This window comes from Streptomyces sp. JLBG701 (assembly GCF_058544905.1).
On sequence record NZ_CM178588.1, the window covers coordinates 7,263,414 to 7,275,720 of the forward strand.

The following is a 12,307-nucleotide window of genomic DNA, read 5'->3' on the forward strand; positions in this document are numbered from 1 at the left end:
TCCGGCATGCTGGACACCGTGCCCGGTCGGAGGCCGAAAGTTCAGGCCGAAAGTTCAGAAGGCAGCCGGGCGCGCCACCCCCTAGGAGAATCCGGCATGACCACTGTTGCTGCGTACGCCGCCCCCGCCGCCAAGGCGCCGCTGGAGCGCACCACGATCGAACGCCGCGAGGTCGGTGAGTTCGATGTCCTGATCGACATCAAGTTCGCCGGTATCTGCCACTCCGACATCCACCAGGCCCAGGAGGGCTGGGGCGAGGCCATCTTCCCGATGGTGCCCGGCCACGAGATCGCGGGCATCGTCTCCGAGGTCGGCTCGGGCGTCACCAAGTTCGCCGTCGGCGACCGCGTGGGCGTCGGCTGCATGGTCGACTCGTGCCGCGAGTGCGACAACTGCAAGGCCGGCCTGGAGCAGTACTGCACCGCCGGCAACGTCGGCACGTACAACGCTCTCGACAAGAACGGCGAGCCGACCTACGGCGGCTACTCCGAGAAGATCGTCGTCGACGAGAACTACACCGTCCGCATCCCCGACGGCCTCTCTCTCGATGTGGCCGCGCCCCTGCTCTGCGCCGGCATCACCACGTACTCCCCGCTGAGGCACTGGAACGCCGGCCCCGGCAAGAAGGTCGCCATCGTCGGCATGGGCGGCCTCGGCCACATGGGCGTCAAGATCGCGGCCGCGCTCGGCGCCGAGGTCACGGTCCTCTCGCAGTCCCTGCGCAAGAAGGACGACGGCCTGAAGCTGGGCGCCGAGCACTACTACGCCACCAGCGACGAGAACACCTTCAAGGAGCTGGCCGGCACCTTCGACCTGATCGTCTCCACGGTCTCGGCCCCGCTCGACTTCGGCGCGTACCTGTCGCTGCTGAAGACGGACGGCGCGCTGGTGAACGTGGGCGCCCCCGAGGAGCCCATCTCCCTCAACCTCTTCTCGGTGATCGGCGGCCGCAAGACCCTCGCGGGTTCCGGCATCGGCGGCATCCAGGAGACCCAGGAAATGCTGGACTTCTGCGCGGAGCACAACCTCGGCGCGGAGATCGAGCTGATCAGCGCCTCCGAGATCAACGAGGCGTACGACCGGGTGCTGGCGAGTGACGTCCGCTACCGGTTCGTGATCGACACCGCGACCATCTGATCGTCTCGTCCACCACAAGACCGAGGGCCCCGGAGCCGCACTGCTCCGGGGCCCTCACCGCACCGCCGTACGCCGGCCCAGCAGCCACAGCAGATACGGCCCGCCGACCAGCGAGGTGAACGCCCCGACCGGGACCTCCAGCGGCGACAGCAGCGTACGGGCGGCGAGGTCGGCGGCCACGATGACGACCGAGCCCGTCAACGCGGCTCCCAGCAAAGGAAGTTGGGGCGTACGGGTGAGCCGCCGGGCCAACTGCGGCGCGGTGAGCGCGACGAACCCGATCGGCCCGGCCGCGCCGGTCGCCGTGGCCGCGAGGACGACACCGAGGACGGTGAGCCCGAGCCGCGTACGGTCCACCCGCACACCGAGCGCGGCGGCCGTCTCCGCGTCCAGGCCCAGCGGACGCATGGCCCGGCTCGCCCACACCAGCGCGGGCAACGACAGCAGGAGTACGACGGCCAGCGGGCCGGCCTGCTCCCAGCCACGCCCGTTGAGGCTGCCGGTCAGCCAGAGCTTGACCTGCTCGGCCGCCTCCAACTCGCTGTCCGTGAGATAGAGCTGCACTACGGCCGACAGCGCGACGCCGATACCAACACCCGTGAGAACAAAGCGACTTGGCTGCATCCCGTGCCGCCAAGCCAGCGCGTACACGAGGGCGGCGGCAGCGAGCCCGCCCACGACGGAGATGACGGGCATCGCCCCGGGCGACGTCACGACCCCGGTGGCCAGTGCGATCACGGTCGCGGCAGCCGCTCCATGTCCCACGCCGATCACATCGGGACTGGCCAGCGGATTCCGCGTCACGGTCTGCACCAGCGCCCCCGACAGCCCGAGCGCCGCCCCGACCAACGCCCCGAGCACGATCCGCGGCACCCGCAACTCGTTCACGACCAGGTCGTAGGGGCCCGGTTCGCCCCGCACGGTCCGCCACACCTCACCGGGCGACACGAAGATCTGCCCGAGACAGGCGGAAGCGAACATGACACCGGCGAGCAGCAGGAGGAGGGCTACGGCCACTGCGGCGGAGCGGCGGTGGAGAAGGAGGGAGACGGAGGGGGAGGGGCGGAGGACGGTGAGCCCGGCGGTCAGGCCCCGGGTGTCTGTCACGTCGTCGCCCCCTTCCGCCGCACTAGCACCACCAGCACCGGCACCCCCACCAACGCCGTCATCACCCCGGCCGGCACCTCCGCCGGGGCCCGCACCACCCGCCCCGCCACATCGGCGGCGGTCAGCAGGGCCGCGCCGAGCAGCGCGGACAGGGGGAGGAGGCGACGGTGGCCGCCGGACGGGGTGAGGCGGCGGGCCAGGTGGGGGACGGCCAGGCCCACGAAGGCGATCGGGCCCGCCGCGGCGACCGCGGCCGCCGTCAGCAGGGTCGCGCCGAGCGCCGCCGAGGAACGGATCAGGGTGACCCGGTGTCCCAGCGCCTTCGCCGTCTCGTCCCCCAGCGCCAGCGCGTCGAGCCCCCGCGCACAGGCCAGCACCAGCAGCGCCCCGGCCGCCAGGAACGGCAGCATGCGTACGACCGTGTCGGCGTCGCGCCCGCTCAGCGTGCCCACCTGCCAGAAACGGAACTGGTCCAGGGTGGCCGAGCTGGAGGTGAGGACGACGGTCGTGGCCCCGGCCGTCATCGCCGACAGTGCGGTCCCGGCCAGCGCCAGCTTCACCGGGGAGGCGCCACCCCGGCCGCGCGCCGCGATGCCGTACACCAGCAGGGCGGCCACGACGGCGCCGGCGAAGGCGTACCAGACGTAGCCGCCGAAGCCGTATCCAAGGCCGAAGGCGATGGCGAAGACCACGCCGGCCGCCGCGCCCTGGCTCAGCCCGAGGATGCCGGGGTCGGCGAGCGGATTGCGGGTGACCGCCTGGAGTGCCGCCCCGGCGAGGCCGAGGGCCGCGCCGGCGGTCAGTCCGATCTCGGTGCGGGGCAGTCGCAGCGACCGTACGACGAGGGCGTCCGGTGAACTCCCGCCGTGCAGCAGGGCGTCGAGCACCGCGGCCGGCGGGACCGGGCGGGTGCCCACGGCGAGGCTGAGCACGGCGACGGCCGCCACCCCCAGGACAGCGAGGAGGGCGGCGGCCGGACCGGCGAGATACCGGCTCACTTGCCGATGTGCTCGGCGAGCTGTCGTACGACCAGACGCGCGGCGGTGGGACCGGCGTTGAGGTACCAGGGGTCGTCGTCGACCTTGATCGCCTTGCCCGCCTTGACGGCCTTCATCGACTTCCACAGGGGCCCGGCGAGCACACTGGCCGCGTCGGTCTCGTCGGGGTCGCCCTGGACCGAGTAGAAGATCCAGTCACCGTCGGCGGTGTCGATGCTCTCCGCGCCGATGTCCTCCGAAATGTCGTTGAACTGCTGCGACTTGGGGCGGGAGAGGCCCATGTCGACGGCGATCGAGCCGGTGAAGGAGGAGACGCCGAACATGCGCGTGCGGCCCGGGGTGAAGCGGACCATGGACACGGCGGGGTCGCCGAGGTCCTGGCCCTTCTCGGTGGCCTCGTCGACGATGCCGTCGAGCAGCTTCTGCGCCTGCTCGCCCTTGCCGACCGCCTCGCCGACGAGCAGCAGGTCCCGCTTCCAGTTGATGCCGTTGCCCGCGGTGACGACGGTCGGGGCGATCTTCGACAGCTTGGGGTAGAGGTCCGCGAGGGAGTCGTTGACGAGGATCAGGTCGGGCTTGGCGGCGGCCAGGGTCTCCAGGTTGGGGGCCTGGCGGGTGCCCGCGTCGGTCATCGCGGCGAGCTGCTTCTTGTACTTGGGGAAGGCGTCCGCCAGGTAGTCCGGGACGAGTCCGGCGTTGTCGCCGCGGGTGGCGGCGGTCGGGACGACACCGAGGGTCAGCAGGTCGTCGAGCTGGCCGGTGCTGAGCGCGGCGATCTTCGTGGGCTCGGCCTTGATGGTGGTACTGCCCTCGAAGTGCTTGACCGTACGGGGGAAGGTCCCGTCCGTGTCGGTGTCCGCGCCCATGCCCTCGGCCAGGGTGCTGGGGGCCGCGGACGGCCCGACGGAGGCGCCCATGACGGGGTTGCGCCCGCTGTCGCTCTCCTTCTTGGCATCGTTGTCGGAGGCCGAGGAGCAGCCCGCCATCAGCCCTCCGACGAGGGACGCGGCCAGGACGGCCTTCCACTTCAACGCACGCACGATTACTCCGACCGGCACGGATCACTCGGATCGCTTACTAAGGCAAGGCTTACCTTAAACCGCCCGGGAGTATGTTGGTGCGTGAGGAGGCCCACACGATGACCGTTGAGCTGAACCACACCATCGTCGCCGCACACGACAAGAAGACGTCGGCCCAGTTCCTCGCTGACATCCTGGGGCTCGAAGTGAGCCCGCCCTACGGTCCGTTCATCCCGGTGCAGATCCCCAACGGGGTCACCCTGGACTACATCGACACCCCTGGCACCATCACCCCGCAGCACTACGCGTTCCTCGTGTCCGAGGACGACTTCGACGTGATCTTCGCCCGCGTCCGGGAGGCCGGGCTGACGTACTGGGCGGATCCCTTCCACCGCCTGGTCGGCGAGATCAACACCAATGACGGCGGCCGGGGCACGTACTTCGACGATCCGAACGGGCACAATCTGGAGATCCTGACCAGGCCGTATGGCAGTGGTGGGTGAGGCGGCAGGGGGCGGTACGGGGCGGGCTCGCTAGCGGGCCGGATCCGTGTCGTACGTCTGCCTGGCCTGTTCGACCCTGTCGAGGTTGTCCGTCGTCCAGTCGGCGAGGTGCGCGAAGAGGGGGCCGAGGCTGCGGCCGAGTTCGCTGATCTCGTACTCGACGCGGGGCGGGACCTCCGGGTAGTACGTGCGCACCACCAGACCGTCGCGCTCCAGTTGCCGTAGCCGCTGGGTCAGCACCTTCGGGGTGATGCCGGTGATTCGGCGTTCGAGTTCGACGAATCGCTGGCGGCCGTGGGTGTGGAGGGTCCAGAGGATCGGGGTGGTCCAGCGGCTGAAGACCATGTCCACGACGGGGGTTACGGGGCAGGCGAGTTGGGGGTCGGTGCCGGCGGGGGCGGTGCGGTTCGGGGTGCCCGTCATGTGTACCCCTTCAGGGTCGTCCGAGGTAGTCACTTTCCTCTAGGTACCCACTATATCGGCGGTGTTAGCGTCCCCGCATGGCCAACAGGGCCAAATAATCAGGGGAGTTGCTCATGATCGTAGTGACGGGGGCGACCGGGAACGTCGGCCGGACGCTCGTACAGATCCTCGCGACGGCCGGCGAGCGGGTGACCGCGGCGTCCCGGGGTATCTCGGCCGCCGACGTGCCGGAAGGTGTCCGGCACGCGCGCGCAGACCTGACCGACGCGGAGAGCCTGCGACCGCTGTTCGACGGCGCTGACGCGCTGTTCCTCCACGACGGCGCGGCCAGCGCACACCTCCTCACCCCGCGTGACATCCTCGACGTGGCGAAGGCCGGCGGTGTCGGGCGAATCGTGCTGCTCTCCTCCCAGGGGGTCGCGACCCGGCCGCACTCCGCCTCGCACGGGGGAACGCTCCGGGCCATCGAGGACGCCGTCCGCCAGTCCGGCCTGGACTGGACGATCCTGCGGCCCAACGGCTTCCACTCCAACGCGTACGCCTGGGCCGAGTCGGTCCGCACCAGCCGGATCGTGGCCGCGCCGTTCGCGGATGTCGGCCTGCCGACGGTCGATCCGGCCGACATCGCGGAGGTGGCCGCCGTGGCGCTGCGCGAGGACGGTCACACCGGACGGGCCTACGTCCTGACCGGCCCTGCCCCGACCACACCCCGGCAACGGGCGGCAGCGATCGCCGACGCCCTCGGTGAACCGGTCCGCTTCGTCGAGCAGAGCCGGGAGGAGGCCCGTACCCAGATGCTGAACTTCATGCCCGAGCCGGTGGTCGACACCACGCTGGCGGTGCTCGGCGAACCGACGCCGGACGAGCAGCGGGTCAGCCCCGACGTTGAGGGCGTTCTGGGTCGGGCGCCTGGTGCCTTCGCGGAGTGGGCTCGGCGCAATGTCGCGGCGTTCCGCTAATGCTCAGTCGATGCGGGCGCAGAGGTCGTCGCTGTTGCCGTGCAGCATGGTCAGGGTCTTGTAGCCGGTGGCGCTGATGTCCAGGGTGTACACGCCGTCGATGGTGTAGAGGCCGCGGGCCAGGGTGCCCTTGTTCTCGCCGAAGCCCACCAGGACGGGCCCGTGCACGGACCAGAACTGGGAGCCGGCGGTGCGGTACTCGACGAGGGCGCGGCCGCTGACGTCGGTGTCGTAGGAGGCCCCGGTATCGGTGTTCGTGACCCGGACGACCAGGGCGCCCTTGTACTCGACGAGTCTCGCCGAACCGTCGGGATAGGTGTCGAGCACGCGCTGAACGACCTCGTCGACGACGGGCTCACCATGGACGGGGAAGTCGCAACGGACGCCGGCGGCGACGTCCCAGGGAGAGGAGGGGGCGGGTTCCCAACTTGGGCTGGTGGTAGTGGTGTTGGTGGTGGCCGAGGCGGGGACGGTGGCTGCGGTGCCGAGGAGCACGGCAGCAAGTGCGGTGAGGGTGACGGCGGTTCGACGCATGGTGGGGTCTCTCCCTGCGGAAGTGGGCTGCTGAGGTGGGTTGTTGAAGTGAGCTGCTGAAGTGAGCTGCTGAAGTGAGCTGCTGAAGTGAACTGAGGTGTCAGCCTCGCCCCGCCCGCTGACCACATCCTCACCACGACCACGCCACCACCCTGTGGCTGGGAGGCGCACCAGGCTCTAGGCTCACCTCCGTCATGGAGTTCCAGCTGCTCGGCCCGTTCGAGGCCCGTCACGAGGGCCGGTCCGTTCCGCTGGGCAGCCGTCGCCAGGAACGGTGCCTGCTGGCGATCCTGCTGCTGCGGGCGGGGCACGTCGTGACGACCGCCCACCTCATCGACCTGCTGTGGAACGGCGCCGGGCCGGCCTCGGCGCGCGGCACGGTCCACACGTACGTCGGCAGACTGCGCGCCCGCCTCGCGCCGTACGGGCTGAACATCGGTACCAGACACGACGGTTACGTCATCGACCCCGGCCCGCATGTGATCGACGCGCGGGAGTTCCTCACCCTCGTCCGCCAGGCGTCCGGCGCCGCCCATCCCGGCGAACGGGTGCGCCGCTACGACCAGGCCCTGGGCCTGTGGCACGGCCCACTGCTCGCCGACGTGGCCGACGACCCACTGCGCGAACGGCTCGGCGGCCGGCTGGCCGAACTGCGCCTGTCCGCGCTGGAGCAGCGGGCCGAGGTCCAGCTCACCATGGGCCTGCACGAACGGGTCGTGGCGGACCTGACGCCGCTCGCCGGGGAACATCCCGGCCGGGAACGGCTGGTCCTCGCCCAGATGACGGCCTTGTACCGAAGTGGCCGCCAGGCGGAGGCACTTGAGGTGTATCGCCGCACGCGTCAGGCGCTGGTGACGGAACTGGGCATAGAACCGGGCACCGCCCTGACCACGCTGCACGACCGGATCCTCCAGGGCGATCACCGACTGGAACGGCCCCCCGCGCCCCTGTACGCGGTGCGGGTCGGCGAGGAGTGGCTGCCGTGGAGCACCAGCGGGCATCCGGCGCTGGAGTTCTGCAACACGTACGCGGGCTGGGGCGGCCCCGAACTCCCCGGCTCGGACTGGCTGCGCGCGTATTCCACGCTGGCGGTGTGGACCGGCCACCTGGACCTGGCGGACGACGGTGCGGTGACCGGCCTGCTCCGCCAGGCGGCGGAGAACCCGGCTGCCGCGGCTGCGGCCCTGGCGGAGGCCCGCGCCTTCCGCACCCACCTGTACGCCTGCCTCACCGATCCGGAAGACGGCCGCGCCTTCACCGCGGTCGCGACCCTGGCCCAGGACGCGGCGAGAACCTCCGTCCTCACCCGCACCGAAGACGGCCTGGCCCACTGGCACCTGCCCCCGTCCACAGGCCTACGCCTCCCCGTCCTCGCCGTGGCCCGCAGCGCGACAGAACTCCTCGCGGACCCACGCCGCTTCACCATCCGCAGCTGCCCGGGGGAGGACTGCGGCTGGCTGTTCCTGGACGAGAGGGGGCGGCGACGGTGGTGCAGTTTGGCTACTTGCGGGAGGGGGCGGGTCGGGGCCGGGGGACCGGCGGAGACCTCAGAGGCCGGACGGATGCGCTGAGATCCAGTGATCTCGGCTGGCTTCGCAACCCCGAGCTACCAGGGACCGACAACAGCCACTCCGCTGCGTTCCTGTACGAGCTTCACGCGGTGACCCTCAGGATCGCGTAGCCAGGCATATCGCAGACGTCCGTCCGGCGAGTCGGTCGGACTCGTCAGTGGCCCGCCTCCTGCATCGAGCGCCGTCTGATGCAGGCCGTCAACGTCGTTGCACCACAACACGACCTCACTGTTTTCCCCGTGCGTCGTCGCGATACCGAAAAGCTCGCTGCCCACGCGGGCGGAGCTGAATCCGATCCGGACGCCTGCAGCCTCCACCTCGACCTGGTGCGGCTCGCCGTCGGACGGGAAGCGGAATTTCTCCGGCATCCCTAGGCTACGGAAGAACGCTGCGCAGCGTTCCACGTCGTCGCACCACAGGTTCACCTGAACAGCCTCGAACACCGCCATGTTCATACGTTAGTCGCCCCGATGCCCCGTTCGACCAGCACGGCCAGTCATTCGGTACGCCAGCAGGCACTCAGGGACTGCCTCTTGCGACGGCGAGCTGTGGGTGGCCGCCATGGATCTCTGGCCGCTGTATGACGAGACCGACTACGCAGCCTTTGCCTGCCTCTTCGGCGTGCGCAACTACGCGGGTTTTCAACCGCTTGCACCGGACCGTGGTCTTCCCATCGATCTGTCGACTGGGATGCGCTCGCAGCTGGGTCAGCTGGGCCGAGCTTGCCTCGATCGACCCCACGACAACGCGTGATCGCTTCATCGGCCGACTGACCTGGCGCACGAAGTCGCTGCCATCAATCCTGCGTCAACAGCCAGTCTCCGACTCGTGGTCGCCGGAAGTCCTGTCCGTAGTAGGTGCGCCGCCAACCGACCTGTACGACGCAACGGGACGCGTGGAGTGGACTACCGACGAACTGACTTGCACATACGAGCCGTTGGTGGTCGGCGCGGTCCTTGGGTATGAGACTCATTGGCCCCACGTCTTCGCCGTGATGAAGGCACTGGCAGGCCGCTTCGGAGACGAAGGCGTTCGCTTGGTCGTGGCGTTCGACTGACCGCGCAGAGCCCGCTAGTTGTTGCGGGTCAGGACGTTGGTGACGGCGCATAGTGGTGGGCAAGATTGGTGGCGAGGTCGCGGAGGTGAGCCCTGGCTTCGGTGGGGCCGTGCACAGTGATGGCGTTCCCGAACGGCAGTAGTGCTCGCACGTCCTCCAGATGCAGGAAGCGGATCGTTACCTTGCGGCCGGTGGCGGATTCTTCGTGGTCGTCCGGGACGAGTCGTAGGCCAAAGATCCGTTGCGCTCGCTCGATCTGGGTCTGGTCGATGGTGGCGCTGACCTCTATCGCGTGGTTGTGTTCCCACTGATCAATGAGCGCTGCAGCGACGGTGGCCAGGGTCTGGCTCTCGCGGATCCGTCGTCGCTGGTCGACTTCTTTCCACGTCGTGATCCGTTCGAGTCGGTACATCCGTGGCACTCGGGCACAGTCGGCGACGAGGTACCAGATGCCGGCCTTGGCGAACAGCCCGTAGGGATCCACGACCAGGTCGCGTGGGCCTGACGCGCGTGGGCTGTCGTACTCGATCCGTAGCCGGCGACCTCGCCGCACTGGGCCGATCAGCGAAGCCGGAGTCGTGCCGGAAGCTCGTGCCTGACGCCAGGGACGGCTGTCCACGTGCACGACGTCGGTGAGCGGCAGGGGCTCATGAACTCGACGTGGCTGTGTAGCGACGATTTTGGAGAGCGCGCGCCGGCTTTCGGCCGATGCGTTGAGCTCCGCACGTTGCTTCTCATCCAGCCCCATGAGCGACAGATGATCACGCTCGACCGGTGTGAGTCGTGTGAGGTCGAGCCCGGACCCGGGCAGCATGGTCACGCCTCCGAGGCGGCCCCGGTGTGCGGTCACCGGCAGGCCGGCGTCGCGGAGCCAGTTCAGGTCCCGGGTGATGGTTCGAAGGGACACCCCGAGCGCTGAGGCAAGTTCCTGTGTGGTCACGGCATCCCTCGATTCGAGGAGCAGCATCAGGGTGAAGAAGCGATCTGGGGTCACCCACCAATTTTTTCAAAAATTGCGACACGATGCGGCGCATATCCCGGTCAGGCTGGCGGATGCGTACCTACGACCTGTGAGAAGGAAAAACCATGACCACATCCGTCGTGTCCATCGTCTACGTGAACGACGCTCCCGCCGCAGCTCGCTTCTACGGCGACCTCCTCGACATGAGCCCCTCGTTCGAGACCCCGGGATACATCACCTTCGACCTCGGGCCAGGCGCTGACCTCGGTGTGTGGTCTGGCCAGTTCGAGGATCTGTCACCGGACGTCCCGCGCACCAGTGAGGTTTGCCTGGCCATCGACGGTGGACCCGACGAGGTCAACGCGACCTTTGAGCAGTGGAATTCCAAGGGGGTCACGATCCTGCGCGAGCCTCATGATGCGGGGTTCGGGCTGACCTTCCTCGCAGCCGATCCTGACGGGAACCGTATCCGCGTCGCACCGCGGGACTGAAAGGCCGCAATGAGGCAGGCGCGCACGACAGGTGTCGCGCCTGACGTCGTCCGACTTCGAGAGGACGACGAGTGCCCCACGCGATGCGCCCCTGAGCGTCGAGGTCCGTAGGCGGCTCGTGAAGCGGTGCCAGACACGTCCCATCGCCCATGTCACCGCTGAGATGGCATCTCTCAACGCCCGCGAGTTCACCAGCGAGGACGCCCGGTCAGCCGCGATCACAGTGTGGAACATCCACTACAACTACCACCGGCCGCACAGTGCTGCCGCCGGCTAGTGAGCCACCCGCTGTCCTCCAAGCGCCCAACTGGTTTGCCCAGCGAGCCGACCAGCACTCCGGCGAGTATTCCGCATTGCACCACCAACAGCATGAATGCTGTCTGCGAACGCGGCTTGATGATCCACGTCAAGCCGCGCTCACAGACCTTTTCGCAAAGAGATTCCGTTCGGCTCGGTGGATCCACTTCCGCAGCAATACTCGTTCTGGTGACGAGGATTGAACTGCACGGGCGGTCGGCCGGGGCAGGACCGGGCGTGTTCCGGCCTGCCCCGTGATCGACGAACGGTTGTGGTTCTGAGCGGGGTTCAGTTCCTCGCCTCATCGGCAAGGAAGGCGATCAGACTGTCGAGGAGCATGGTGCTGCCCTGCTCGGCCATGTCGCGTTCCTCGGCGGTATCGCAGGTCTGGTGGAGCACGATCTGCGTGTGGTGGTCGCTCTGCTCGTCGAGTTCCATGGTCATGGCCGCGGGCGCGGGCTTGCCGGGTACGTCCATGCCGACCACCAGGAGGCGGTTTTCGGCGACCTCGAGATAGGAGCCGGTCAGCGGGAACTGTCCGCCGTCGGGCGTGGCCATCGTGGCCTTCCATGCTCCACCCGGCCGCACGTCCATCTCGACGGAGCCGGCAACGGCGTAAGCCCACCGGGCGTACAGCTCGGGGGTGGTCCACGCCCGCCACACCTTCACCGCGGGGGCGTCGAGCGTTCGGGTCAGCTTGTAGGAGAAGCCATCGGCCGGGGTGGTCTGCTCAGTGCTCATGCTTCGTCTCCTCGTTTTCATGCCTGGTCGGGACGGTCGCACCTGTAGACGCGCGCGGGCGCGAAGACTCATCGGTTTGCTGGGGCTTCTTTTGACCAGGGCGAGGATGCGGGTAGGGAGAGGTTCGAATGAGCGTCGTGCAAGCGCGTATGCCCAAGTGCCTGGCCGGCCAAGTCGCAGGCCCGAAGGTTGGCTCGATCTGCGCTCAGCCTGCGCTGTTCGAGCAGCGGGCGGCTTCATCCCGAGCGCGGACGGATCGCCGTACTCGCCTGTCTGCGGTTGCTGGCGACGGTAGGAGTCTGTGAACGCGGCTTGGTGACCCACGTCATCCGGTCCCGCTTCCACGCGGAGGGAAAACGGTCGTCCCGGGCGGCGGGCAGGCCGATTTCCGGGGAGTACGCCTGGTAGACGGTGATTGTGGATGGCGTAAAGGTCGCACGGATTTCGTGCTGTGGTTGTTCCATGGCGTCCGGCGTGGGGTCAACGGGGCTGAGGAGCCACTGGTTTTC

The 12,307-nt window shown here is 68.8% G+C and carries 15 protein-coding genes and 1 pseudogene; 7 read left to right on the plus strand and 9 right to left on the minus strand.

Annotation, left to right across the window (positions count from 1 at the left end; translation table 11 throughout):
* Positions 1-96 precede the first annotated feature (96 nt).
* Positions 97-1,137, plus strand: a complete 1,041-nt coding sequence (locus AC5DRG_RS33695) for an NAD(P)-dependent alcohol dehydrogenase (protein ID WP_491803286.1) — start codon at positions 97-99, stop codon at positions 1,135-1,137.
* Between the two features lie 54 nt (positions 1,138-1,191).
* Here the strand turns inward: AC5DRG_RS33695 and AC5DRG_RS33700 are convergent, their stop codons facing one another.
* Genes AC5DRG_RS33700 through AC5DRG_RS33710 form a run of 3 tightly spaced genes read right to left on the minus strand, consistent with a single transcriptional unit; the run spans position 1,192 to position 4,282 of the window.
* Positions 1,192-2,244 (minus strand): FecCD family ABC transporter permease, encoded by a 1,053-nt coding sequence (locus tag AC5DRG_RS33700; RefSeq protein ID WP_491803287.1) that lies wholly within the window; start codon positions 2,242-2,244, stop codon positions 1,192-1,194.
* The gene (locus AC5DRG_RS33705; RefSeq protein ID WP_491803288.1) at positions 2,241-3,242 is read right to left on the minus strand and encodes a FecCD family ABC transporter permease; all 1,002 of its coding nucleotides are present in this window, start codon (positions 3,240-3,242) and stop codon (positions 2,241-2,243) included. The genes AC5DRG_RS33700 and AC5DRG_RS33705 overlap by 4 nt, the downstream gene beginning before the upstream one ends.
* On the minus strand, positions 3,239-4,282 hold the full coding sequence (locus AC5DRG_RS33710) for an ABC transporter substrate-binding protein (protein WP_491803289.1): 1,044 nt from the start codon (positions 4,280-4,282) through the stop codon (positions 3,239-3,241). The genes AC5DRG_RS33705 and AC5DRG_RS33710 overlap by 4 nt, the downstream gene beginning before the upstream one ends.
* Positions 4,283-4,380: 98 nt before the next feature.
* On the opposite strand from AC5DRG_RS33710, the gene AC5DRG_RS33715 reads away from it, so the two are divergent.
* Positions 4,381-4,764 carry a VOC family protein gene (locus AC5DRG_RS33715; protein WP_491803290.1) on the plus strand — a complete coding sequence of 128 codons (384 nt, stop codon included), beginning with the start codon at positions 4,381-4,383 and terminating at the stop codon, positions 4,762-4,764.
* A 30-nt stretch (positions 4,765-4,794) separates the two neighbouring features.
* On the opposite strand, the gene AC5DRG_RS33720 is transcribed toward AC5DRG_RS33715, so the two are convergent.
* Entirely contained in the window at positions 4,795-5,187 is a 393-nt protein-coding gene (locus AC5DRG_RS33720; protein ID WP_491803291.1) for a winged helix-turn-helix transcriptional regulator, read from the minus strand.
* Positions 5,188-5,300: 113 nt separating this feature from the next.
* Between AC5DRG_RS33720 and AC5DRG_RS33725 the strand changes: the two genes are divergently transcribed.
* Positions 5,301-6,146, plus strand: a complete 846-nt coding sequence (locus tag AC5DRG_RS33725; protein ID WP_491803293.1) for an SDR family oxidoreductase — start codon at positions 5,301-5,303, stop codon at positions 6,144-6,146.
* Positions 6,147-6,149: 3 nt separating this feature from the next.
* On the opposite strand, the gene AC5DRG_RS33730 is transcribed toward AC5DRG_RS33725, so the two are convergent.
* The gene (locus tag AC5DRG_RS33730) at positions 6,150-6,680 is read right to left on the minus strand and encodes a hypothetical protein (protein ID WP_491803294.1); all 531 of its coding nucleotides are present in this window, start codon (positions 6,678-6,680) and stop codon (positions 6,150-6,152) included.
* A gap of 194 nt (positions 6,681-6,874) precedes the next feature.
* On the opposite strand from AC5DRG_RS33730, the gene AC5DRG_RS33735 reads away from it, so the two are divergent.
* Complete coding sequence (locus AC5DRG_RS33735) at positions 6,875-8,251, plus strand: AfsR/SARP family transcriptional regulator (RefSeq protein ID WP_491803295.1); 1,377 nt, start codon at positions 6,875-6,877, stop codon at positions 8,249-8,251.
* 35 nt (positions 8,252-8,286) lie between these two features.
* Here AC5DRG_RS33735 and AC5DRG_RS33740 read toward each other — a convergent pair whose 3' ends face one another.
* Positions 8,287-8,700, minus strand: a complete 414-nt coding sequence (locus AC5DRG_RS33740) for a VOC family protein (protein WP_491803296.1) — start codon at positions 8,698-8,700, stop codon at positions 8,287-8,289.
* 112 nt (positions 8,701-8,812) lie between these two features.
* Here AC5DRG_RS33740 and AC5DRG_RS33745 point away from each other — a divergent pair, with 112 nt between their 5' ends.
* Positions 8,813-9,004, plus strand: a complete 192-nt coding sequence (locus tag AC5DRG_RS33745; protein WP_491803297.1) for a hypothetical protein — start codon at positions 8,813-8,815, stop codon at positions 9,002-9,004.
* 332 nt (positions 9,005-9,336) lie between these two features.
* Here AC5DRG_RS33745 and AC5DRG_RS33750 read toward each other — a convergent pair whose 3' ends face one another.
* Complete coding sequence (locus AC5DRG_RS33750; RefSeq protein ID WP_491803298.1) at positions 9,337-10,302, minus strand: helix-turn-helix transcriptional regulator; 966 nt, start codon at positions 10,300-10,302, stop codon at positions 9,337-9,339.
* A gap of 92 nt (positions 10,303-10,394) precedes the next feature.
* Between AC5DRG_RS33750 and AC5DRG_RS33755 the strand changes: the two genes are divergently transcribed.
* On the plus strand, positions 10,395-10,760 hold the full coding sequence (locus AC5DRG_RS33755) for a VOC family protein (RefSeq protein ID WP_491803299.1): 366 nt from the start codon (positions 10,395-10,397) through the stop codon (positions 10,758-10,760).
* Between the two features lie 163 nt (positions 10,761-10,923).
* Positions 10,924-11,037, plus strand: coding sequence for an integrase core domain-containing protein (locus AC5DRG_RS33760; RefSeq protein ID WP_491813398.1), 114 nt, complete (start codon positions 10,924-10,926; stop codon positions 11,035-11,037).
* 308 nt (positions 11,038-11,345) lie between these two features.
* On the opposite strand, the gene AC5DRG_RS33765 is transcribed toward AC5DRG_RS33760, so the two are convergent.
* A complete protein-coding gene (locus tag AC5DRG_RS33765; protein WP_491803300.1) occupies positions 11,346-11,798 on the minus strand; it encodes an SRPBCC family protein in 453 nt (150 codons plus the stop codon).
* 317 nt (positions 11,799-12,115) lie between these two features.
* A pseudogene (locus AC5DRG_RS33770) lies at positions 12,116-12,262 on the minus strand (DUF4291 family protein); the annotation flags it as partial.
* Positions 12,263-12,307 lie beyond the last annotated feature (45 nt).

What these genes read in the sequence shown, in the direction of transcription:
- AC5DRG_RS33695 (WP_491803286.1), top strand. Translation starts at nt 97, where the DNA reads ATGACCACTGTTGCTGCGTACGCCGCCCCCGCCGCCAAGGCGCCGCTG.
- AC5DRG_RS33715 (WP_491803290.1), top strand. Translation starts at nt 4,381, where the DNA reads ATGACCGTTGAGCTGAACCACACCATCGTCGCCGCACACGACAAGAAG.
- AC5DRG_RS33720 (WP_491803291.1), bottom strand. Translation starts at nt 5,187, where the DNA reads ATGACGGGCACCCCGAACCGCACCGCCCCCGCCGGCACCGACCCCCAA.
- AC5DRG_RS33725 (WP_491803293.1), top strand. Translation starts at nt 5,301, where the DNA reads ATGATCGTAGTGACGGGGGCGACCGGGAACGTCGGCCGGACGCTCGTA.
- AC5DRG_RS33730 (WP_491803294.1), bottom strand. Translation starts at nt 6,680, where the DNA reads ATGCGTCGAACCGCCGTCACCCTCACCGCACTTGCTGCCGTGCTCCTC.
- AC5DRG_RS33735 (WP_491803295.1), top strand. Translation starts at nt 6,875, where the DNA reads ATGGAGTTCCAGCTGCTCGGCCCGTTCGAGGCCCGTCACGAGGGCCGG.
- AC5DRG_RS33740 (WP_491803296.1), bottom strand. Translation starts at nt 8,700, where the DNA reads ATGGCGGTGTTCGAGGCTGTTCAGGTGAACCTGTGGTGCGACGACGTG.
- AC5DRG_RS33745 (WP_491803297.1), top strand. Translation starts at nt 8,813, where the DNA reads ATGGATCTCTGGCCGCTGTATGACGAGACCGACTACGCAGCCTTTGCC.
- AC5DRG_RS33755 (WP_491803299.1), top strand. Translation starts at nt 10,395, where the DNA reads ATGACCACATCCGTCGTGTCCATCGTCTACGTGAACGACGCTCCCGCC.
- AC5DRG_RS33760 (WP_491813398.1), top strand. Translation starts at nt 10,924, where the DNA reads ATGGCATCTCTCAACGCCCGCGAGTTCACCAGCGAGGACGCCCGGTCA.
- AC5DRG_RS33765 (WP_491803300.1), bottom strand. Translation starts at nt 11,798, where the DNA reads ATGAGCACTGAGCAGACCACCCCGGCCGATGGCTTCTCCTACAAGCTG.